The sequence below is a fragment of the Microcoleus sp. Z1_A1 genome, from assembly GCF_036700305.1.
Taxonomy (GTDB): domain Bacteria; phylum Cyanobacteriota; class Cyanobacteriia; order Cyanobacteriales; family Microcoleaceae; genus Microcoleus.
Genome location: NZ_JAUBOR010000005.1, coordinates 15,564 through 36,937, shown reverse-complemented (window position 1 = coordinate 36,937; position 21,374 = coordinate 15,564). Strand labels below are relative to the sequence as shown.

Genomic DNA, 21,374 nt, shown 5'->3' with positions numbered 1-21,374 from the left:
TTTAAATTTAAAAAAACTCAATAACTATGGATCAACTTATCCTGGTATTTTTTTATGCCAATTATCGTTCCTTTTGTCCTTCAAACAGTTTTACCTATACTCAGTGCGCTTTTCGCTCTTTTGATTCCTGTACTGGCTCCTGTTATCAAGTTCGCTCTGACTCGCATTCCCAAAATTCCCTCATATATTCGGCTCCTCAAAATTTTGTATTCAGATATTGACTCATCTGCCACAGAGCGAAAAATTATTACTGTTGGACTACTGGTAATTAGTAGCATTGTGACTTTCATGGCTTATTCCGTTATACCTTGGACGGGTGTACCCCTGATCGGTGCTATTACCAGTCCCATTGCTGGCGCTATTGCTCTTGTGGTGGCACTGGCACTTTTAGATATGATTTTTGACATGAATAAAGGCTATTACTTAGAGCGACTAAGAGGAAAAGGTTTTGCTGGATTAAATGACATAGAAACCGATATTAAAGATTTAAAAGATATTTTTGGCAAATCCTGGAAGAAAGTTAAATCTACTATTAACGATGCCAGCCAGAAAATTTATGAAGAGGGCTGTAAGCGTGGCATCAACTTTAGTGATAAATCTTATCAAAGCTATATCGATCGTGAATTAGAAGGATTGAATGTATATGTTGGTAAAAATTCAGTTGCAGAGTATGAAGGTATAAGTGCCGACTTATTAAAGCAAAATAAGGGGCAAGATTGGACAAAAGATGCTTTTGCACTAGGGACAGGTGCAACTGTAGGGGCTTTGGCTGGTGTTGGCGCTTCAGCAGTTGCGACCTCAGTATTTGCGCCGGCTAGTATTTGGACAACTATCCACAGCATTCCTTTGATTGGGGGCTTGGTGGGCAGTTCAACGGGTATTGTTGTCAGTGCAGGGTACTACTCATTACTAACATTTGCTGCTCCTGTTGGACTGGGAGTATTAGCAACTGTCGGGATTTACAGCGGTCTGACGGGCTGGAAAAATCAAGAAGAAGCGGCCAAGATGAGCAAGTTTTTATCAGAGATAATTATTGCTGCTTTACCAATGGCTTGGATTGATGGTCAATTAGATGACAAGGAGGAAGATACTATAGATAGATTGATGACTACCTCCGGTATGAGAAAGGAAGAGCGAGATTTAGTTCGCAAAGCCATAGAACAACGGCAAAAATTTGATGAAATCATGACAACGAGTATTCCTTTTGATGAAGAACATCGGGAAAAAAGTTGTAGTCAAAGCAATAAAGAGCGACTAAAGCATCGCCTAATATTATGTACAGCTTGGGAGATTGCCGTTGCTGATGGCAAAATTGATTTGTCAGAATTACATCTTCATAACTGCATGGCAGATAAGCTAGGTATTTCTCGTGAGGAGGTGAAAGAAATCCGGCGGGCGATAAACATCAAGCATGAGCAAGAGCTTTGGCTGACGGAAGCCTTAGAACCAAAGGGTTCCAAGACTAAGTTATTGAGCGTCCGCGAACAATACCGCCTCCAACCAGCAGCGGATAATCTTTAGTCTTTGATAACAATTTATCTAGTTAAGTGAGCAAGGGCTAAAAAAACAGAATACTCAGATACCCGACTTCTTAAAGAAGTCGGGTATCTGAGTATTCTGATAACGCACATTTAAAGGCTGAGCCTTCTACTTCTGATGCGACACCTCAATCACGGTGTGCACGTTCCCGCGTGGCGAAAAATCGCCCTTAATCGTCGCTTCCAGCGGCGCGCAAGCCGCCACAAAATCGTCTAAAATTTGATTGATCGATTCTTCGTGAGAAATGTAGCGATCGCGATAACTGTTGACGTACAGTTTCAGCGCCTTTAACTCTACCACCCGCTCGTCTGGCACGTAAGTAACGTGAATAGTCGCAAAATCGGGATAGCCAGAAAACGGACACTTGCAAGTAAACTCTGGCAACGTAATGTTAATCGAGTAGCGCCGCCCGACTCGCGGATTCGGGAAAGTAATTAACTCCCCTTCCAAAATCTGGCGTTCGCCGTATTTCATTTCTTCGGTGCTTGACTTTTGCGACATAGTTTGTTCCGGTGCGTGCTTATTCATAGCGATCGACTAAAAACTTGTAACATTAAATTAATTTTACGTTCAATATCTGTAACAAATATCTTGACGAATTGTGTTGCGATCGATCTAATTGCAAATAGTCTCAGGCTAAACTAAAACAAGTTCACCCTCGCCATCTACAATTATGCAAAATACTACCTTATCTGACAATACTTCCCCTGAAAACTCAAATAGTTACTCTCCATCAGTACCAATTTCCCTCTATCGAGAAGTCACGGCAGAGCTGCAAGCAGCCCAAGCGATGGTGGACTCCCTCAAAACCCACAATCAGCAATTAGTCCAACAAAATCAACAACTGCGGCGAGAAGTAGAAACAGTAGTTCAAGTATCCCAACAGTTACAGCAAGTAGTCAACTCGGCTCAGAGTATTACCCAGACAGGGATGCCTCAAATGCCGTCAGTCAAATTCAATTTCAGCGTTGAACCTCCGCCCCCACCACCTGTAACCTCGCAGACTAACTCTGCCATACCTCAACCACCTCAGACAGTGGCTTTCCCCTTCCCACTACCGGAACCGGAGCCAACAGCCGCCTCGATGCCGCAGCCACTTCCCGAAAAATTATTTACAGAGGTGCCGGAAACTCCTTACCGTGTGCGATCGCAACTCAAAAAAACCTCAGACTTAAGTGGATTGTGGTTGGCGATCGCGATTTTTCTGATTGTGATTGCAGCTTTCGGTGCAGGTTATTTAGTTGTTCGCCCTTTATTAATGAAAAAGTAAATTCCAACAAGAATCCCACGGCTCAAGCCGTGGGATTTTAAACAAAACCTAGCATAAAATGTTCAAAGTTACGCTAATTGGCCATCATCCTCTGGCGGCAATCGTTTCTACTGAACGAGGGGCATACTGCTCTTCACAAGCAGAACCTACGATTCCCACCCCGGGCTCGAAACCGCGCGTGAACTCAGTGAGTTTTACCTGTTTAGCTTCCAAAGCTGTCTGTAGCACCTTCATGGCTCGGTGAGGGTCGCCGGCTCCGCAGAAAAATAAGTCTGCAGCAAAATAACCGTGTTCAGGCCAAGTATGGATTGCTATATGAGACTCTGCCAAAGTAGCAGTAGCTGTCACTCCGTGAGGACTAAACTGGTGTACGCACAAATCGATGAGAGTAGCTCCTCCGGCTTCGATCGCATCGAGAATAGCGCGGCGGATACGTTCAGGATCGTTGAGCAGGTCTCCAGGAGACTGCCAAGCATCAGCGACCAGATGGGTTCCCAATTGTTTCATTCTGCGGGGTTTTACCTCTATTGATTTTTAAGTCTCAAACCTTTTAACCATACCACGGTGTCAAAAATTTTGCAAGTATGTTTCCCAAAGAAAGATGAAGATTAGGAGGATGGAGCTCTAAATCGTAAATTTGGGGGTTTGGGATTGGGGCTGGCGCGCGCGCGTCAACTTGGGGAACTGCACGGCGACAGAATTTGGGTTGAGAGTAGGGGTGAAGGACAGGGAGCCACCTTCACCGTTGAACTTCCCCTCTTGCATACCGCGAATCCGGTTGAAGAAGTTGCCGCTGGGGCTGAAGCTCGAAAAGTTTTGAGTTTTAAATGAAAGATTATTTAACTCCCAGCCGGGAAGTCCCTCGGTATATTTAGAGGGGATTAATCTGAGCGCTCGCGAAGTACCCCGACTAAATTACCGCAGGGATGTCCAGAAGCGTTGGGTGGAGGAACGGAAACCAACAATTAATCTCGCCTATCACGAATCAATCTTCGGGAACATCTTGATTTTAGATGCTTTTTCCAAGTGTTGAAATAATAATTTTTGGGGTGGCATTTTGGACGTACATAAACTATACTATTCAAAGGTCGAAAACAGGAAGTTTAGAAATGCAACTCACTTACAAATACCGCCTCAAACCCACGAAAGCTCAATCAACAACGATTGTGGCTCACTTAGAACTTTGTCGGCGGCAGTACAACTACCGATTAGGCGAAAGATTCAGGTGGTGGGAAACCACGAGAACACCCATAAACGCTTGTCCCTTGATTGTTTCGATAGTCCCCGTTGAGGAGATTTATCGAAATATTCCTTTGACGAGAGTCCAAACTAGGGATGGCAGGAAAAAGGATGAATCAGGCAATCCTTTGACTAAAAAAGGTGATGTTTTCTCAAACATTGAAGGCGGATATGTACAGTGGCAGACAATTCAACTTGCTGACTTGAAAAACACAAAAAAACTGTTTCCTGATTACAAAGTGTTGGATTCTCAGGTTTTGCAAGATGTGGTCAACAGAGTTGAAACTTCCTTCTCAAACTTCACCACGCCCGATAAAAATGGCAATCGTAGAGGCAAGCCCAGATTTAAGGGGCTTCACTACTACAAATCCTTCACTTATCCTCAGTTAGGCAATTTAGATATTATCAAGGATGAGCAAAACAGGATTTGTATTGACCTCGCGAAAATAGGTCAAGTGCCGATGGTTTTCCATCGTCCAATACCAACTGGTTTTAAAGTTAAGACGGTTACAGTCATCAGAGAAGCGGATGGGTGGTATATTGCATTGACGCTAGAAGATAAGACGGTTCCCGTAACGGTTGCAGAAATTCAACCGACTGACAAAAACACTCTTGGTATCGACTTAGGAATAACAAATTACGCCTATCTTTCCAATGGCGAAAGAGTTGAGAATCCTAGATTCTTGAGAAAGTCAGCCCAAAAACTGGCAAGGCTTCAAGCGAAATTAGCCAAAAAAGTCAAGGGTTCTAAGCCTTGGAAAATTATCAAGGATAAGGTTTCCAGACTCCATCAATTCGTTGCCAGAGCCAGATTGGATTTCCAATTCAAAACGGCACATGAGCTGTTCGGTAAGTGTGATGTTTTAGTTGTTGAAGACTTGAGTGTCAAAAACCTGACTAGACGCGCCAAACCCAAGACTGATATTGAGGATGGCAGTTTGGTTTATTTGCCAAACGGTCAGTCGGCTAAAAGCGGTTTGAATAAATCCATGCTTGATGCTGCTCATGGGCAATTTACTAACGTCCTCAAGTATGTCGCTTGGAAGCTAGGCAAAAGCGTTTTGTTTATTGACCCGAAGGGAACTTCCCAACATTGCTGGAACTGCCTCAACAAAGTACCGAAAGAATTATCGGAGCGGTGGCATTCTTGTCAGTGTGGAGAATCATTAGATCGAGACGAAAACTCAGCCAAACTCATAAGAAAGATTGGTCTGAATTACGAAAGTGGCGGGGGAACTCCGTCACTCAAAAAAGCCTTTGAAAAAAAGGAAAAAGAAGCCTGCGGTCTAACTGTACCCAGTTGACCGTCAGGTTAGTTCACTCAACTCATCAATCCCGGCTGTGAGTAGCTCCATTCGGCAAAATCGCCCCGCCCAAAGCTGCTTCATTCAAATTATCAACATTCAAGCTTGCCCCAATCAAATTAGCCTCGGACAAATTAGTTCCTGTCAAATTCGCCCCTGTCAGAGAACTTAGGAGCAAACCCGCTCCCGACAAATTGGCGTGACTCAAATTCGCCCCCCGCAAATCCGCTTCCAGCAAGCTAGCACCTGCCAAATTCGCACCGCTCAAGTTAGCTCCCCGTAAAGAAGCTTTGTTCAAATTCGCAGCCCTCAAATCAGCATTGTGCAGAATCAAACCATTTAAATTAGCTTTACTTAAATTAGCTCCCTGCAAGTCAGCCCCGCTCAAATTAGAGCCATTTAGATTGGCCGATTGCAAATCAGCACCGCTCAAGTCAGCACCGCTCAAATTAGCAGCGCTAATAGAAGCCTCCCGCAGACTTGCTTCGCTCAAACAAGCCCCAACCAAATTGACGCCGCTGAGATTTCCGCGATTGAGATAAGCCCGAGTTAAAGTTGCTCCGCTCAGGTTCGCCCCGGTCAAGTCTACCTCGCTGAGAATGGCTCTCGTCAAATTTGCTCTGCTTAAGTCAACCCCGCTCATAATTGCTCGGCTCAGCGTCGCCCCGCTCAAATTAGCCTCAGTTAGTTTTGAGCCGCTTAGCAAACAAGCTCCTACTAAACTCGCTCCCGTCATAACCGCTTTGCTCAAGTCAGCCTGAGACAATATTGCTCCGCTGAGATTGGCGCCGCTAAAATCTGCGGAGATCGCCACAGTTCCAGTGAAACTAGAACTTCCCAGGTTGGCTTCAATTAATTTCGCCTTAGACAAATTAGCTCCGCTCAAGTCGGCGGCGTTTAAATTAGCTCCAATCAGTTTGCTTCTAATTAAGTTGGCACCTTTCAAATTAGCGTTGCTCAAATTTGTTCGACTGAGATTAGCTTCACTCAAATGAGCTGCAATGAGGTTAGCTCCTCGAAAATCTCGTTCCCCGTTTCTATGTCTAATTAAAAGTTCATCGGCACTTAAAAGTTCAGTGAAATTCATAAAAAAATTGAGTGAGTTTCCTTAATTTCTCGATGTTCTATGTTGTGTGAAAGTTTGTACTATCGTGTTTGCCAGTCAGTTTTTTAAACTAATACTGCCACATTAACAATTGTCAAAACTGCTTGATTCCTACCATCACCCTGCTCTCATAGTTATAATTTACGAAAATAAACCGGGTTCTGGTATAATCTGAGGTTGGCTAGCGCGGAAGTTATGAAAAAACCGCGTTTCTCGCCGCCTGTAAGTCCTGTAAGTATTATTTGGCTAGTAATTATTTAGCCGTTGATGTTAGTTGTTAATTGTTAGTTTTATTTATACTAACTGCTAACCACTAATATTACCTGCTAACTAATTACCAAAATACCGAGAAGTTGTCGATCGATCTTGTAAAGATAGATCGAATATTTGGGGTATTGCTGGCGGCATCCGCGCCGCATTCTGACCGGAAAAATTGCTGGTACTGGCGATCGAATTTATTAGTTAGTGCAATCAAGAAACAAGATATCGGAGCTTCAACCCCAAATGCCTTCTACATAAGTGCCTTCTATCTTCGATCGCCCCTGAAAGCAGAGCTCGGTCAGCTCAGCTAGTTTCACCTCCCCCCACTGTGCTGCGCGCAGCGTGAAATCCAACAGGAAGGCTGTTTCCCTCGGAGTGCTGAGCGAGCAGCAGGCAAAGCAAACAATACGCTGCGCTGAGCCTGAGATTTCGCGAAAAAATTAGCCGCGAGCCATTGTGCTCCCGCGCTGCTGTGCTTGCTGTTAATGTTTACTCGATCCATGAGCGCTTGCGGTTCTAATTTACAGAACACCCGACACCTGACGCGCTCCCGGACATAAAAGCTGTTTCTGGGCTTCTCAAATGTTTCGGTGAGGCATTCCCAGAAAAACTGTATTCCTGTAGCAGGTATTGCCAACGGCAATTCTGCTGCTACAGCTAACTAATGACCAGCCTAAGTCTTGCCCGAAGCCTCCGACAATTATTACTATTCTAATATTTGCCGACCACCGCAGGCATTTCTGGGCGCGCGGGACTGGGTACTTCACCTGTATAAGTTGGTGAAATTAGCCACCCCATAATTAAAGATAGTCGCTCTTTGACTAACTGGGCAATATCTGCTGTAATTTATGTCATCAAATTTGATAATACTGCAGGGTTTGCAATCGAGCTGTAGTGAGTGTTACAGAGTAAAAAACTGCTGCTGATTTAGGCTATAAAAATTAAGGGAGCCCATCGCTCCTCCGGCGCAAAGCCCAGCTCACGGATTGAGCCCCTAATCCAAATTAAACTTTTGACAGGGAGCTTTTTTAACTTTCCAGAACAAAACAAAAGCCAGCTTTCAGAGAAAAAGCCGACTTTTGAGATAATTTTACCGACGAAGCGTAAAACCGCTAGCTCGCCACTGTTGCTTGGATCGCTTTCTACAATCCGAGTGCGCGAGTGCGACTACCCTGCAGAAAGTAGAAACCATACCCAAACAAAGTCTGAATGATTAAATCCGACGGTTGCCCGTAACGCCCTGATTGGGATCGTAAATACCAGGCGTAGTATCAACCCCTGGAGTGCCCGGTGCGCCGTAATCAGCGCGAGCACTATCGACGCTGGGATTATAGTCGTAGGTGTTCCAATGTTGAATACCTCCGCGGCTCAGAATGCTTTCGGCTTTAGCGACTTCTGCTTCGCTGCCGTCAACCAGTACCAAGTAATCTCCTCTGGCCACGCGATCGTTGTATACTTTAGCTTCCTCTTCGGGAATTCCCATACCGACTAAAGCTCCGATCAAGCCCCCTGCTGCCGCACCCAAAGCTGTACCGGCAAGTGTAGTGGCGATCGCCGTAGCTGAGGCTCCTGCCAGCATAATCGGCCCGATGCCCGGAATTGCCACTAGGCCCAGACCTACCAACAAGCCTGTCAAACCGCCCAAAGTGCCACCGGTGAGGGCGCCTTTTGTGGCCCCTTCATCGGCCTTGTTGTCCGTGCTGTCGTGCACGTCAATGCCTGCGATGTCGCCCTTGGAGTCAGCATCCTTAGCGATGACCGAAACCCGATTCATGTCGAAACCGGCAGTTCTCAGTTCTCCCAGTGCGTGTTCCGTCTCGTGGCGGCTTGAAAATACTCCCACGGCGCGCTTCTGGCGACCAGAAGCTCTGCGGCCGGTGTCTGCTGGCACATCGTAAATGCCCCAATCCTGAATGCCCCGCACGCTCATAATTCCTTCGGCTGTGGCAAGTTCGGCATCTGTACCTTCTACGAATACCAAATATTCTCCGCGCGAGACGCGATCGTTATAAGCTTTAGCTTTATCTTCGGGAACTCCCAAACCGACCAAACCGCCGACCAAACCGCCTGCTGCAGCCCCAATCGCGCCTCCGACTACAGTATCTGCCAGCAGAGTTGCGATCGCACCCCCCGCCATCACCGGGCCAACTCCCGGAATCGCTAGCGCTCCAATGCTTCCGAGTAACCCAATCAAACCGCCCGTCACGACTCCCGCTGTCGCCCCTGCTTTGGCGCCACCACCGACTTTCTCGTCGGTACTCTTACCAGCGCTAGCGCCCGCAATTTCGCTGTTATCTAGCTTTTCCGCAACTACCGAAACTTTATTCATCGGAAACCCGGTACTTTGCAGCTCCATCAGGGCTAGTTCCGTATCTCGGTAATTAGAAAATGCTCCTACAGCTCGCTTGTGTTGACCTAAAGCCATTTTTTTTCTCCTGAAAAATATACTACTTTTACACAACCACAGAATTTATGCTCTGCCATCAATCACATTTAGTCATTTTTTCCCAACAATTTTCATCGGTCGCTGGGAATAACTTCCCACTCTATCTTCAGGTTGGTTTCCCACTCTTTTTCCGGGATGGGAAATCGGAAATTGGGAAGGGGAAGTTGCAGGTATTGCGTGAGTTTTGAATGGGTGAATTTAAAATTCAATTTAAACTCTTTCACTTTAAAACCCAGCTCTCCCTAGATAGTCACCTAAGCATTGTAATCTGCTCCGCAAGCAATCTTACAATGCCAAACTTTACCCTCTTCCCTCAGACTTCTCTCCTACTAGATAACTACATCTTTCCCTCGGACTTCTTCCGGCTCATTTATTGATTGCTGCTAGGCGATGCGGGTGCAGCGGGGGCGACAACAGCCGTAACATTCACATCTTTGACACCCTTAATCTCTTTAGCTAGCGGCTCAATTTTAGCTAGATCAGTTTGATTGGGAACTGTGCCACCTACGGTGACAAGCCCGTCTTTGGCCTCCACAGTTAGCTGACCTTTAGTGATGTTTACTTCTAACTTGGACCGCACTTCACTTTGCAGGTCGCCATCGGCTCTTATGGCATCGCCTCCCGTCACATTGTTGCGCTGTTCTCTGGCCCTAATATCAGAATTTGCTTGGTTTTGGCGAATCTGGCTAGTGGCGTCACCCTGAGTTTTTTGAACTGTCTCGGCTGGGGGCGGGCTAGTGGTATTTCCTGTGGCCGAATTAGGAGCATCAGCGCTCGTTTTAGCCACGTCGCTGCAAGCAGCACCTCCAAATAATAGGATGCCGCTGAGGAGAATTGGTGTTAATTTGTTCATAATAGGTTAATACCCTCCGGGTAAGCTTTCTATGAGGCTGACTTAGTTGAGCCAGATGGGAGCGAGATGGAGCAAGACAGCATCTTTGTTTGTGCTTTCTGGTTTGTGCTTTCTGCAATTTAAAAATCCTTATATCAAATATATAAACTTGAGCAAGTATCTACATCGCTCCACGGGTGTAAAATTTATCTATGTCGTTAGATAGAGTACAAAAAATACAATAAGGTATTACGTGAAATCAAGCGTAATTTAGTTCTGACTACATTCTTCCTCAAAAACGCGGTTGATGGGAATCTTTTTTGTTGCCCAAGTCAAGATTTTCCTGAACACCCAGTTGCCAAGCATAAGTTTTATTAATAAATTAGATAACCGCTCCCCACTCGTTTTTCTCTCTTTCCTGGAATCTGTGACTTATTCCTTCAACATTTCTCCGTTAAATCCGTTAAATATCGTACACTACCCATTACCCAACTTCCTGCTTCAAAATAAACGAAAAGAGTCGAGAAATTTTTGAGCATTTTCGGGTTCTGAGGTAGTGGCTACCAGCCCATAAACGCGCGTTTCTACCAAAAAAACTTGACCTACACCTACAGGTTCAGTAGGGGAAAGTGGCTGAAACTCAAACTCTTTTCCCGGATAGCCTCCGAGGGAAATATCCCGCACTTGCAAGACTTTAGCATTCGCCCCTACGACGAAAAAATCAACTGCACTATTTAAAGTTATTCTGATATTATTGATATTATTGTTAGTCAGGCGAAAATCTAGGTCAAAGTATTGAAGCAAATAAGTTTCTTTGTTTTTAAAGTTCGATCGGTATGTATGAGCAATAATTTGATTTGAAAAAATTTCATAATTAATTTTGGGATTTGCCGGCATATCGATCGCAAACTGACCCATCGCTGAGCAAAATGGCTGCCACTCTGGCATCTGAATGGCTGTCCGCAGCGGGGCTGGTTGAGATGCAGCAGGACGGGCAAACTTGACAGGGTATGAAAGTAATGTAGCAGTAACTAGAAGTAAATACAGAAATTTCATTTGGGTAATAAATATATTTGCCCGATCGATCTGCGCTAGCCTAGAAATATATCCGCAAAGGGGGGATTTATGCTGAATATTATATTTACTCAACGGCGAGGCAACTCTCAAGGACGCTCTAAAATCACTAAAACCAATAAAACTAATATACTCGCTGCTGTAAATACTTGGCTGGCTGTGTGTCTGCTGGCTGCTGTCACAGGTTGTGCAAACAGCCCCAACAGCAAGGCACTTGAAGAATCTTTAGCCGCCGATCCGAAATTAAAACAAAATCCAGTGGTTTTCTCTTCCCCGCCACCAGCGACAGCAATTGAGACAAACTCTACCGCCAAACTTCCTCCCGATTTCCCGACAGAGATTCCACTCTATCCTAACGCTGAGTTAATCGAAGTTACTGGGCAAACCGATCCGTCGCAAAAAAATGTGCGGCTGCGCTGGGAAAGCACAGATCCGGTTAATTCGGTTGGGAACTTTTACTCTACAGAGTTTGGGCGTCGCAACTGGGAAATAGTCAGCCGCCCCACCGCCGAGGGACAAGGTTCTTTGGTAGCAACGCGAGATAATTTACGGGTAACAGTGTCGCTTTCTCCTACTCAAAAAGTAGGGGGTTCTACAGAATTTGCGATCGACTACAGCAAAGAAAGCCCCGAAATTGCCGCCAGTCCCCAACCTAATAATTCCGAGTCTAGCGCATCTCCAACCGCTTCACCAACTCCCTCTAATTCAGAGGGAACTATTCCAACACCATCCGCATCGCCAAAATCAGCACAAGTTAGCCAACTAGACACCCAAATTCCTCAACAGTTGCGGCAGTTTGTGGCAGATTTAAGTCAGTTGGAAGTGCTGAAAGTGCGAACGACCGAAAGTGCTAATTTAGAAAGTGGCCGCACTTTACCCAAACCCAACAAAATTGTCACTCGCCGCGAATACGCCCGCTGGTTAGTAGCAGCTAACAATCAGATTTATGTTAGCCGTCAAGCCAAACAAATTAGATTAGCAGTAGACTCTAGCGAACCGGCTTTTTCTGACGTACCCAAAACTGATCCGGATTTTTCAGCAATTCAAGGTTTAGCAGAAGCCGGTGTAATTCCGAGTTCGCTTTCTGGAGAAACTAAAGATGTGAAATTTCGCCCGGATGCACCTTTAACTCGCGAAACAATGATTCTCTGGAAAGTGCCTTTAGATAGTCGTCAAGTTTTGCCGACAGCTAACATTGAAGGAGTGAAAGAAAAGTGGGGTTTTCAAGATGCTTCTAAGATTGATTCCCAGGCGTCGCGGGCAGTTTTAGCTGATTTTAACAATGGAGATTTGGCGAATATTCGCCGGGTTTTTGGTTTTACTACTTTGTTTCAGCCGAAGAAATCAGTGACTCGTGCCGAAGCTGCTGCTAGTTTGTGGTATTTTGGCGTTCAAGATCAGGGATTGTCTGCTAAAGATGCCCTGGAAGCAAAGTCTCCACCTGCTGAGTAGAGTTGTTTGGCGTGGTTAAAAGTTTTGAACACAGCATCTACTTACCAATACCCAAGAAACCGGGTTTTTTCTCTGTAAGCAAACCCGGTTTTTGCGTCCAAGACTGACGAAATTGTACCAATTTTTGATTGATCGGCGTGCGATCGCCCCCCACAAAAATTGCAGCTTGAGTTTCTAGGATTTCTGTGAATATGGCTGACCCAGAAACCGACTTTTATCTACGAAAATGCCCAATACAACGCGAGGCATATCCGCTGAAAAACCTTGTTTTTTTAATTTCTATGGGCGAGTCATCGTAAAAAATTATTCTATAAATTATACATCGGCTTTTCTGTCGTTGTGGCCTACCCTAGGGGATAGATTTTTTTTTAATCTTAATTTCTGTATCCTGCCATACAACCGCTGCATTTGGCGGGCAAATTTTCTACATATTTTAACTAATATCGTTTCCGGTTGTATCGGAATGATTTAACCGCAGAGGGCGCTCCAGAACGCAGAGGGAGAGAATACACAGAGGAATAATTCCGATGCTACCGGATTTGATATAACACGTTGTTCAAAACTCTCAGTAGGATTCCGGATGGCTTAGCGGCCTTAACGATAAATGAAATACAGTGTTTGAGCTCTTGGAGAGCATTTTTTAATGTACGATATTACCTTATTTACCCCGCAAGACATGGCGAAATGCAGCTTAGTCCTGCGCCAGTTCGGTAGAAATACTGCTAGTATGGAAGCCAGCAGCCAGAAGATTGTTAACTATATTTACCGACATTTTTGCGATTCGCAAACTGGAGAAAATACCTGTGCTTTAGTGCGTTTGTTCAAAACTCATCCCTACGGGGAGTTAGAAGACTCATTGCAACAATCCGCGCGCCGCTTGATGAAGGGCAATTCCCCCGCCGCCGACATGAAATGTTGGACTCTGCTAGCAGCCGCAGGCACAGAACCGCAGTGGAATTCTCGGCACACCGCAGCAGACAATACAGCTATTCCATTAGTTAGCACAAAATTAGTGGCTCAAATGCCGGCGATTTCGGAAATAATCCGGCAGTTTGGTTTAGACATTCCTACATTCCTCGGAATAGAGCGAGAAAGGTTCCTGCAATTAGAACCCGCAGTATTAAATATTTTTCACGTATCAGAGGCAAAAGGCAGCCCCTTTATTCCTGAGCAAAATTCTTTAATTATCCCCTACCACGTCAAGTCTGTCTTGGCATTTGGGGGACTTCTGCCGTCAGGAAGTGTGTTTGCGGTAGTGATGTTCCTCAAAGTTAAAATTCCCCAAAGCACGGCTGAAATGTTTAAAGATTTGGCACTTAGTGTCAAAACCGCATTATCTATGCCCGAAAAAAAAAGTGTTTTTGACTATTCAGGAATTTCTAAATTTTTTGTTACTAATAACAATATTGCCGAAACCCAATTACTTGAATATCAGGTGGCTAATCTGATTCAATTGCTGGACTTTTCAGAACAAGAAATGCTCAGACAAGCCGCTCGGTTTCAAGAGACAATTGACAATTTACAGCGCGAACTTGCCGACTACAAAAATAAGGAAGAAGCTTTCAAAGTAAGCCAAAATTCATTTACAGGCATCCTCAATATTCCCAAAGATGCTATTGTGCGCGTAGATAAAAATCAAGGAATTCAGCGTTTTAATCAAGGGGAAGAACAAATTTAAACTAAGCTCTGTGTTTAGGAATGAGAATTAAATAACTTCCACTCTTGAAAGTGGGATGGGCCTAAGAGCCCATCCCACAATAACAATTAAAATTGTAAGTTATTTAATTCGCGATCCTTAGCAACCAGGCTGACGGGGTTGTCACGCCGTCAGAGCAATAGGTAAAGTTAAATGAAATTTTAATAAAATTGAAAAAAGTCAAAAGTAAGAAAGCTTTCAGTAAAAACAAGTTTTTTTACTTTTGGCTTTTGACTTTTGACTTTTAGCACATCGAGTATTCAACTCAAAACTCAAAACTCTTAAGGCGCTGCTGCTGCCCTGCGGTTGGCAACAATCAGGTTAGCCTGATATTCTGCCGCTTTTTGCTGAGCCTTTTGATAGTTAGGGCTGGTTGACGGTACGGCTCTCATGAGCTTAACCGCTTGTTGCCACTGGCTTGCTACTGCGATCCACTCATTTTGAGACTGAGCCGTCTGGGCCGAAATTGCTGCCTTCTGAGCTGTGTTAACGGCTTCCCTCCAAGAGTCAGGCTTAGGCGCGGCGGCTTTTGGTGCAGGTGAGGCTGGAGCTGGGCTTGCTGGCGCTGTAGCAGTGGGAGCGGGTTTTGGTGCAGGGGAGGCTGCCTGTGGGGTGCCCGGAGATGTGGCGGTCGAGGATGCAGCGGCTTTAGAAGGGGGAGATGAGGGTTGGGGGGAGGGGGAAGCAGCTTCGGGGGCTATCGGTTCTGGGTTAGAGTCGCCGAAGGGGAAAGTTTTAGTAAAGAAAAGCCCTGCGATCGCCACCAGAGGTACTAAGATACCCACAGGTATTACCCATTTGGGAAATTGTTTTTTCGGAGGCGGGGCTTGCTCTTCGTCTTCGTCTTCGTCTTCCTCGTCGTCATCTCGATCGAATTCTCCTTCTTGATAATAGTCTTCCTCTTCGGGCTCGACATCATTTAAACCTACAGAGTCGTCAGGCATTCCACTATCCAAGGGGTAAGGCATTGAATTTGCAGGCATCAGATCAATTTCATCTTCCCACGCAGGCTCACCGTCACCTGTTCGACGCCCGTAAACCTTTACAGTGTGAATTGATTCGAGTCCCAGCTTCGTCATGCCGGTGCGGATGAAATCGACCAATACCATTTGATCCGGTACTTTGTCTGCCTCCAGAATTATGTGGAGGCAGCCGTTGTCCCGCGTCACATCGGCGTTGATGCCTTTGGGTTTGAGTGTACGGTTGATGCTAGATGCGATCGCTTTTGGATCGCCTTGCTTGAGCAGTTCCCGCGGGTTGTGTTGTGTCATGGGTAGCGCTCTTTTTTTTGGGGGGGTGGAGAGCCGGCAAATAATATTAACCGATCGGCATTCGGCGGACAATATTTATTTACCACATTAACTTCTACTTTGGCATTCTGAGAGTATTTCTAGTATCTATTGACCTTTTGGCCTGCGATCGGGCATCAAGCACATAGCCACTATCGAAATTTGTTGTAAAAATTTACAGTAAGGGGCCAATTCTGTGCCCTGTCGCGCATCAGCGAAACAAGCTAGAAAGTTCTATAACTTTGGTTTGCAGGGTTGAGATTTCTTCCCGGCCCCGCTTTAAAGAAGCTTCTAAGTCTAGCAGCAAGGGCAAACTTTTTTGCAGTTTTTCTAAGCTGGCGTTCTTGACTTCTTGACGAAAATAGTATACTCGTTTCGGATTGCCTAGTTCTAGAGCTTGAGCAATTTTATCATCGCGATCGCCCGCTTGGATCATCGCCTTTACCCACAGCCAAATCCGAAACTTACCAGTCAAGCCAGCCACAATCCTCAAACCAGGCTCGCTGCGGCCAGTTAAGCCTGCCAATAAATCCAAAGCGGCGGAGGTATTGCCCTCGCGAATCGCATCGGCTAGCTGGAAGGTATTCTGGGCGTGACAGTGTACCAGTGCCGCAACTTCTTCCGGGTTCAGAGGTTGGCTGCGGTTGCCCGCAAACAGCAGCAATTTTTCGAGTTCGCTGTATAGCTGTCTAGTATCGCTGCCAATGGATTCGGCCAAAAGTTCGATCGCCGTGGCGGTCAATTTTACGTTCATTTCGCCTGCGACTTGACGCACCCGCTGGGCTAATTCTTTGTCATTCCAAGGCGGAATCGGTGAAAATTCTCGAAATTCGGCGGACTCTTTCAGTAACTTGGTAGATTTGAGCCGGCTGTCGGGTTTTTTGACGGATGTCAGCAGCAGCACGGTGGTAGGGGGAATCACCGGCAGTGTCCGTTCAAATTGCGCTAACAGTTCAGGAGAGCACTGCTGCGTTACAGTCGTATTTGCCAGCCAGACAAAACGGCTGCCGGTACCGAAGGGCGGCGTTAAGGCTCGATCGAGCCCTTCGACCACAGCGTCGGCCCGATCGGCAATAATCTTGTCATAGTTAAAACTAGCCCAGTTGGGGTCGAGGACTGTTTGGCGCAAACTGGTCACAGCCTGGGCCATCGCAAAGTCGTCTTCCCCCCAAAACAGGTAAATTTGCATAAAGAACGCTCAGTAGCCCAAAAAATCACAGTTGCACGTTCCGCAAGTCCAACATATCCTGAATAGGACTGTTGGAAGCCCGCACCATAATATAAAATTTGGTGTGGGAGTTTGTCACCGCGAGGAAATCAAGATTGGATGATACTTATCAAGCTTACGTAAATCGGGTGGCGCGAATGACGCTGCTGGACTCCTACAAGTCCCAGGTGGAACACATTCAGGAATCTCCAAAATTTAAGCCCGACGAAACTGGCCGCAGAGATCCTGTACCTTTTCCAGGTTATTCGGTGATTACGCCCCCTGCGGGGGAAGATGCGGAAAATGCTGCATTTTATAGTAATTTGCACTCGAGCCAACAACGGCTATTGCAGGAAATAGCGGAGGGTTCGCTCGTGGCACTGCCTCCTGATACCTTCCATTTAACCGTAGCCGATTTGATCTGGAGCAGCGCTTTTCGAGATGCCTCTGATAAAAATCCCGAATTTGAGGAGCAACTGCGCTCGCGCATGGCCGATCGTTTTGCCGCCTGCAAACCCTTGGCGGGCGGCGCTCCCATTCGCTGGATAGTGCTGGGGTTGATGGTGATGACTAGAGCTGTGGGTGTTTGTTTGGCACCGACGGACGAAAACTCTTACAAGCAAATTCTGGAGTTTCGCCGATCGATCTATCAAAATCCCGATTTAATGGCTTTGGGAATCGAACAGCAATATCATTTTACGGCACACATTACTCTGGCTTATTTTGGGGATGTCGGGCCGAACCTTGACCGCGATCGCTTGTGCGCTTTGCTGTCAGAGTTAAACGAGCAATGGCTGGACACGCCCCAAGAACTGTCCGTACACCGAGTGGAACTGCGGAAGTTTGACGACATGACCACCTATCTCCGGCAACCGGAATGGCCTGTTTTTGAGTTTTAACGAAGGAAGAAGGAAGAGGGAAGAAGGAAGAGGGAAGAAGGAAGAAGGAAGAGGGAAGAAGGAAGAAGGAAGATTTTTTCCCATCTCCCACTCTACCCATCTCCCACTCTTCCCATCTCCCACTCTTTCGCCCCCTCTCCCCCTCTCCCCTGTGACAATAGTCAGGATATTGGCTATTAAGGGATCAGAATTAAATAAAATCCACTTTTCATGACTGTTGTGGGATGGGCCTAAGAGCCCGCCCAGAAAGGACGGGCTCTTAGGCCCATCCCACAAGAAAAAAGGGAAATTATTTAATTGACGATCCTAAATGCTTTAATTATTTTTGTTTGACATTAAAGTCAAGGAAACAATTTATGAAAAACCAGGAAAAATCAGTAATTCTGGTTTTTTACTTTTTGCTTAAAAAGTGACAGTAAACGTTGTTGGTATAGGTTTAGATGGAGCTGCTGGGCTGAGCGAATCGGCGCGGCAGGTTGTAGAAATGGCCGCTCTGCTAATAGGGAGCGAGCGCCATTTGAGCTATTTTCCCCAGCACGACGGAGAGCGCTGGGCGTTGGAAGATTTGACCGAAGCAATTCTGGAAATTCGGCGCTGGTGGGCGACCCAAGCCGAATTAGAGCCCTCTGCGGGGACGGTGGAACCCCGCGATCGACCGATCGTAATTTTAGTGGCCGGCGACCCGCTGTTCTACGGCTGGGGAAAGTTGTTAATTTCCCAATTGCCGGCAGAAAAATTGACGTTTCACCCCCATGTCAGTTCTGTGCAGTTGGCTTTTAACCGCTTGCAAATCCCTTGGCAAGATGCTCATTGTGTAGGCTCTCAAGGACGCTATTTTGAGGAGCTGACGGCGAAGCTGAAGCTCGGTGTGGAGAAGATTGCGGTGCTGGCGGACGAAGCTCATACTCCGGCTTTACTGGCAAGTTTGGTGAAAGCTCTAGATTTGCCGACACGCTACAAGTTTTGGGTTTGCGAAAATTTGGGGGCTGCCGAGGAACGGGTAAGCCCCAAGTCTCTGGAAGCTTTGCTGGGAGAGTCTTTTGCACCGCTGAGCGTGGTGGTGATGCTGCGGGAACCCCCGCCGGGGACGGAACCTTTGGATTTGGAAAAGTTGCCTTTGTTGGGAATACCGGATGCAGCTTTTATCGGTTGTGGAGATAAGCCGGGTTTGACGGTTGAACGGGAAGTGCGGGTGTTGGTTTTGGCACAATTGGCTTTGCAACCGGGACAAGTTGTCTGGGATGTGGGTGCTGGTAACGGTTCTGTGTCGATCGAGATTGCTCGTTTATTCCCGCAGTCTGAGGTGTATGCGATCGAAAAAACGGTTTCTGGTACTTCTGCGATCGAGTTCAACTATGGCCGTTTTGGGCTGCAAAATGTGTTCTCGATTCACGGAACTGCCCCGGAAATCTTGCACCGCTTGCGTCCTCCGCACCGGATCTTTATTGGCGGTAGTGGCGGAGGGTTGACTAAAATTTTGGGCGTTTGCGCGCTGCGGCTGCTTCCTGGAGGCTCGATCGTGCTGGCTTTGGATGCTTTTGAGGATATTGCTACTGTTTTGAGCTGGATTGGCGATCGGGTGCGTCGGGAACCGCACTGGAGTTACCGAATCGTGCAAGTGCAGTTATCGCGTTCTGTGGCTGGGGGGAATTCAACTCGTTTTGATGCGTTGCGGCCTGTTTCGATTGTGACGATCGATCGACACTTGAATTAATCTGAAATCTGTGATATTCGCGCTTCATCGTCGGGCGTACAATCGAGTCAACATTCAACACTCAACCATCATTCAGTTTTGCGACCCCGAATCAACAATTAACAGTCATGAGGAGTGAAAACCGCAATTGATATAATATCCTGTCCGGTCGAGCGATCGGGATTTTTGTAAGGGCGGGTTCACCAACAATACCTGCCAATAATGGACAATCTCAAAAACCCGCCCCGACCGGGATATTATGGTTTATCGATCGGACACGATCTAACTCTAACTTTTGGGTCTACGCAGAACACAGAGCATCCTTTGGTTAGCGGAGAATCTCCAAGCGGTGCAACAATGATTTTAGAACTCAAATAATTAATTTAACACCTATGGATCAACTGCTGCGCCAACTAATTGAGGAGGTATGCGAGTATCCCCAAAACAGCTCCCAAAGGCGCAAAGCGATGAACCGATTGCTCGCCGAACTGCAGGAACTTCCCGGACTACTGCGATCTGCACATCCCGATTATTTAGACGCCTTAAATAAAACCTGGGTATGGGTGAACAAAAGCATTTGCTCGAACTTCAAGCTTAGCGATCCGAATGTGTCAAGACGACTGCGACAATGGATAAATAGTTACCTAGAGTGGCGCATTAAGGATTTGAATTTACCTTCTCAACCGCCCACCTACAGTTTAGATGCCCTCATAGGAGGCTCAGATACTACAACCGCGTTGCTGGATGTGCTTTCAGAAACAAGTTTTTCCCCTCCTACCCGCAGTGGTTTGGATGGCTATATCGCACTTTTAGAGCAAGAAAATTATCAGAATATTATTCAACAGCTAGAACAATACGTCCAAGAAGACCCCGATGGGAAATTTCGCTCCTGTCATCCTAAAAATCATCCAGAGTGTAACTGTCAAGTGATCACATTAAAGGTGCTGTTTAAAACCACGCCTGACAAGTTTACTGCGATCGCCAAAGAATTTAACATCAACTACCAAACTCTAAAATCACACTGGGAAAGGAACTGTCGCCCCTTGCTCCAAGCGATCGCATTAGAGCTAGGATACACAAGAGAAGATTAAATTATGCAAAGCACAAACCCAACGCTATTGACAGTTCCACTAGGTACTGATGCTCACCGCACCGCTCGAAAATTTGCTGCCGAAACTCTGCAACTCGCTCCTGAATTGACAAAGCATGAGGCTGCCAAACGAGTTTATGTGAATACTTTAGCAGTTTATGTTGTCTATAGTTACCTCAAATGGCAAGCCTACGAACCCGATTTAATTCAAGGCGATAGTTGGCATCCAGTCGTCCGTGCCCAGTGGGATATTGCTGATTTAGTGTTACCAGGGATGGGTAAATTAGAATGCCGCCCGGTTTGGTTTGGAGAAAGTGCGATCGTAGTTCCACCAGCAGCCATAGAAGACAGAATCGGCTATGTAATAGTGGAATTTGGGGAAAAATTAGACTCAGGAAAACTGCTAGGATTTACCCCATCACTGGATAATTCTGCATTGCCAAGCCAGATCCAGATTGCCCAACTCCAAAACTTAGATGATCTGATCGATCATCTCTATCGTCTGGAATTAGGAAATCAGTTTTTGAGAAGTGACGATCCAGTAGCCGTAGAAGTGCGACAACTCTTAGAAACACAAAATTTTACCGAAATTATGGCTCAATTAGAGCGCATTTACCGAACTACTAAACCCATTAAATGGCGGTATGCAGGAGCAGATGTATTAGTCGCTAGTCTTCCTATTAATCCTTATCATCAAATAGTTGAGTCTTCTGCTGAAAAACAGGCTTTTATTGGAGAAATTGGTCGAGAAGAAAAAGTTATCTTCGCAGATTTCCACATCCAACAATTAGCCCAAAAAATGCTAAATAAATTAGCAGGGATTTGGGATGTTGAAACAAAAAATTAAATATTTTTTTCAACAAAGTGAGAACATCCCCATTTTGTAAAAAGCGTTTTTTAGGAATGCGAGTATCATGCTCGCTTGCCTATATATTTGTAACGATACAGATACTTGCACTCCTGTGATATCAAATCCCC

The 21,374-nt window shown here is 46.0% G+C and carries 17 protein-coding genes and 1 pseudogene; 10 read left to right on the top strand and 8 right to left on the bottom strand.

The annotated features are described in order from the left end of the window. Positions 1-54: 54 nt before the first annotated feature. Positions 55-1,521 (top strand): TerB family tellurite resistance protein, encoded by a 1,467-nt coding sequence (locus tag QT973_RS04590; RefSeq protein ID WP_333208429.1) that lies wholly within the window; start codon positions 55-57, stop codon positions 1,519-1,521. 126 nt (positions 1,522-1,647) lie between these two features. On the opposite strand, the gene queF is transcribed toward QT973_RS04590, so the two are convergent. Further along, positions 1,648-2,067: a preQ(1) synthase gene (gene queF, locus QT973_RS04585; protein WP_333208430.1), complete on the bottom strand. Its 420-nt coding sequence runs from the start codon at positions 2,065-2,067 to the stop codon at positions 1,648-1,650. 145 nt (positions 2,068-2,212) lie between these two features. Here queF and QT973_RS04580 point away from each other — a divergent pair, with 145 nt between their 5' ends. Beyond that, on the top strand, positions 2,213-2,809 hold the full coding sequence (locus QT973_RS04580) for a hypothetical protein (RefSeq protein WP_333208431.1): 597 nt from the start codon (positions 2,213-2,215) through the stop codon (positions 2,807-2,809). 84 nt (positions 2,810-2,893) lie between these two features. On the opposite strand, the gene speD is transcribed toward QT973_RS04580, so the two are convergent. After that, positions 2,894-3,316 carry an adenosylmethionine decarboxylase gene (speD, locus tag QT973_RS04575; protein ID WP_190743421.1) on the bottom strand — a complete coding sequence of 141 codons (423 nt, stop codon included), beginning with the start codon at positions 3,314-3,316 and terminating at the stop codon, positions 2,894-2,896. A gap of 132 nt (positions 3,317-3,448) precedes the next feature. Between speD and QT973_RS04570 the strand changes: the two are divergent. Both QT973_RS04570 and QT973_RS04565 read left to right on the top strand, forming a co-directional pair. Continuing rightward, positions 3,449-3,640: pseudogene (locus tag QT973_RS04570) on the top strand (ATP-binding protein); the annotation flags it as partial. Between the two features lie 278 nt (positions 3,641-3,918). Further along, a complete protein-coding gene (locus tag QT973_RS04565) occupies positions 3,919-5,352 on the top strand; it encodes a transposase (protein WP_333052407.1) in 1,434 nt (477 codons plus the stop codon). A 25-nt stretch (positions 5,353-5,377) separates the two neighbouring features. On the opposite strand, the gene QT973_RS04560 is transcribed toward QT973_RS04565, so the two are convergent. The 4 genes from QT973_RS04560 to QT973_RS04545 form a co-directional block, all read right to left on the bottom strand. Continuing rightward, complete coding sequence (locus QT973_RS04560) at positions 5,378-6,439, bottom strand: pentapeptide repeat-containing protein (protein WP_333052406.1); 1,062 nt, start codon at positions 6,437-6,439, stop codon at positions 5,378-5,380. A gap of 1,492 nt (positions 6,440-7,931) precedes the next feature. Beyond that, positions 7,932-9,143, bottom strand: a complete 1,212-nt coding sequence (locus QT973_RS04555; RefSeq protein WP_333052403.1) for a histidine kinase — start codon at positions 9,141-9,143, stop codon at positions 7,932-7,934. Between the two features lie 391 nt (positions 9,144-9,534). After that, complete coding sequence (locus QT973_RS04550; protein ID WP_333052400.1) at positions 9,535-10,017, bottom strand: BON domain-containing protein; 483 nt, start codon at positions 10,015-10,017, stop codon at positions 9,535-9,537. A 480-nt stretch (positions 10,018-10,497) separates the two neighbouring features. Then, positions 10,498-11,052 (bottom strand): hypothetical protein, encoded by a 555-nt coding sequence (locus tag QT973_RS04545; protein WP_333052397.1) that lies wholly within the window; start codon positions 11,050-11,052, stop codon positions 10,498-10,500. A gap of 69 nt (positions 11,053-11,121) precedes the next feature. On the opposite strand from QT973_RS04545, the gene QT973_RS04540 reads away from it, so the two are divergent. Further along, on the top strand, positions 11,122-12,522 hold the full coding sequence (locus QT973_RS04540; RefSeq protein ID WP_333052395.1) for an S-layer homology domain-containing protein: 1,401 nt from the start codon (positions 11,122-11,124) through the stop codon (positions 12,520-12,522). A 643-nt stretch (positions 12,523-13,165) separates the two neighbouring features. Next, positions 13,166-14,200 carry a histidine kinase gene (locus tag QT973_RS04535; protein ID WP_333052393.1) on the top strand — a complete coding sequence of 345 codons (1,035 nt, stop codon included), beginning with the start codon at positions 13,166-13,168 and terminating at the stop codon, positions 14,198-14,200. A 299-nt stretch (positions 14,201-14,499) separates the two neighbouring features. Here the strand turns inward: QT973_RS04535 and QT973_RS04530 are convergent, their stop codons facing one another. Together QT973_RS04530 and holA are read right to left on the bottom strand one after the other, a co-directional pair. Then, positions 14,500-15,489 carry a hypothetical protein gene (locus QT973_RS04530; RefSeq protein WP_333052389.1) on the bottom strand — a complete coding sequence of 330 codons (990 nt, stop codon included), beginning with the start codon at positions 15,487-15,489 and terminating at the stop codon, positions 14,500-14,502. A gap of 229 nt (positions 15,490-15,718) precedes the next feature. Then, entirely contained in the window at positions 15,719-16,696 is a 978-nt protein-coding gene (holA, locus tag QT973_RS04525; protein WP_333052388.1) for a DNA polymerase III subunit delta, read from the bottom strand. Positions 16,697-16,872: 176 nt separating this feature from the next. On the opposite strand from holA, the gene QT973_RS04520 reads away from it, so the two are divergent. The 4 genes from QT973_RS04520 (at position 16,873) to QT973_RS04505 (ending at position 21,243) form a co-directional block, all read left to right on the top strand. Next, a complete protein-coding gene (locus tag QT973_RS04520; protein WP_333052683.1) occupies positions 16,873-17,613 on the top strand; it encodes a DUF1868 domain-containing protein in 741 nt (246 codons plus the stop codon). Between the two features lie 409 nt (positions 17,614-18,022). Continuing rightward, positions 18,023-19,327 carry a precorrin-6y C5,15-methyltransferase (decarboxylating) subunit CbiE gene (gene cbiE / locus QT973_RS04515; RefSeq protein ID WP_333052384.1) on the top strand — a complete coding sequence of 435 codons (1,305 nt, stop codon included), beginning with the start codon at positions 18,023-18,025 and terminating at the stop codon, positions 19,325-19,327. A gap of 371 nt (positions 19,328-19,698) precedes the next feature. Continuing rightward, complete coding sequence (locus QT973_RS04510) at positions 19,699-20,397, top strand: hypothetical protein (protein ID WP_333052382.1); 699 nt, start codon at positions 19,699-19,701, stop codon at positions 20,395-20,397. Positions 20,398-20,400: 3 nt separating this feature from the next. Further along, the gene (locus tag QT973_RS04505; protein ID WP_333052380.1) at positions 20,401-21,243 is read left to right on the top strand and encodes a DUF1822 family protein; all 843 of its coding nucleotides are present in this window, start codon (positions 20,401-20,403) and stop codon (positions 21,241-21,243) included. Positions 21,244-21,374 lie beyond the last annotated feature (131 nt).

Bases quoted from the DNA above. Each gene is read 5' to 3' on its own strand.
- QT973_RS04590 (WP_333208429.1), top strand. From the start codon at position 55: ATGCCAATTATCGTTCCTTTTGTCCTTCAAACAGTTTTACCTATACTC.
- queF (WP_333208430.1), bottom strand. From the start codon at position 2,067: ATGAATAAGCACGCACCGGAACAAACTATGTCGCAAAAGTCAAGCACC.
- QT973_RS04580 (WP_333208431.1), top strand. From the start codon at position 2,213: ATGCAAAATACTACCTTATCTGACAATACTTCCCCTGAAAACTCAAAT.
- speD (WP_190743421.1), bottom strand. From the start codon at position 3,316: ATGAAACAATTGGGAACCCATCTGGTCGCTGATGCTTGGCAGTCTCCT.
- QT973_RS04565 (WP_333052407.1), top strand. From the start codon at position 3,919: ATGCAACTCACTTACAAATACCGCCTCAAACCCACGAAAGCTCAATCA.
- QT973_RS04560 (WP_333052406.1), bottom strand. From the start codon at position 6,439: ATGAATTTCACTGAACTTTTAAGTGCCGATGAACTTTTAATTAGACAT.
- QT973_RS04555 (WP_333052403.1), bottom strand. From the start codon at position 9,143: ATGGCTTTAGGTCAACACAAGCGAGCTGTAGGAGCATTTTCTAATTAC.
- QT973_RS04550 (WP_333052400.1), bottom strand. From the start codon at position 10,017: ATGAACAAATTAACACCAATTCTCCTCAGCGGCATCCTATTATTTGGA.
- QT973_RS04545 (WP_333052397.1), bottom strand. From the start codon at position 11,052: ATGAAATTTCTGTATTTACTTCTAGTTACTGCTACATTACTTTCATAC.
- QT973_RS04540 (WP_333052395.1), top strand. From the start codon at position 11,122: ATGCTGAATATTATATTTACTCAACGGCGAGGCAACTCTCAAGGACGC.
- QT973_RS04535 (WP_333052393.1), top strand. From the start codon at position 13,166: ATGTACGATATTACCTTATTTACCCCGCAAGACATGGCGAAATGCAGC.
- QT973_RS04530 (WP_333052389.1), bottom strand. From the start codon at position 15,489: ATGACACAACACAACCCGCGGGAACTGCTCAAGCAAGGCGATCCAAAA.
- holA (WP_333052388.1), bottom strand. From the start codon at position 16,696: ATGCAAATTTACCTGTTTTGGGGGGAAGACGACTTTGCGATGGCCCAG.
- QT973_RS04520 (WP_333052683.1), top strand. From the start codon at position 16,873: ATGACGCTGCTGGACTCCTACAAGTCCCAGGTGGAACACATTCAGGAA.
- QT973_RS04510 (WP_333052382.1), top strand. From the start codon at position 19,699: ATGGATCAACTGCTGCGCCAACTAATTGAGGAGGTATGCGAGTATCCC.
- QT973_RS04505 (WP_333052380.1), top strand. From the start codon at position 20,401: ATGCAAAGCACAAACCCAACGCTATTGACAGTTCCACTAGGTACTGAT.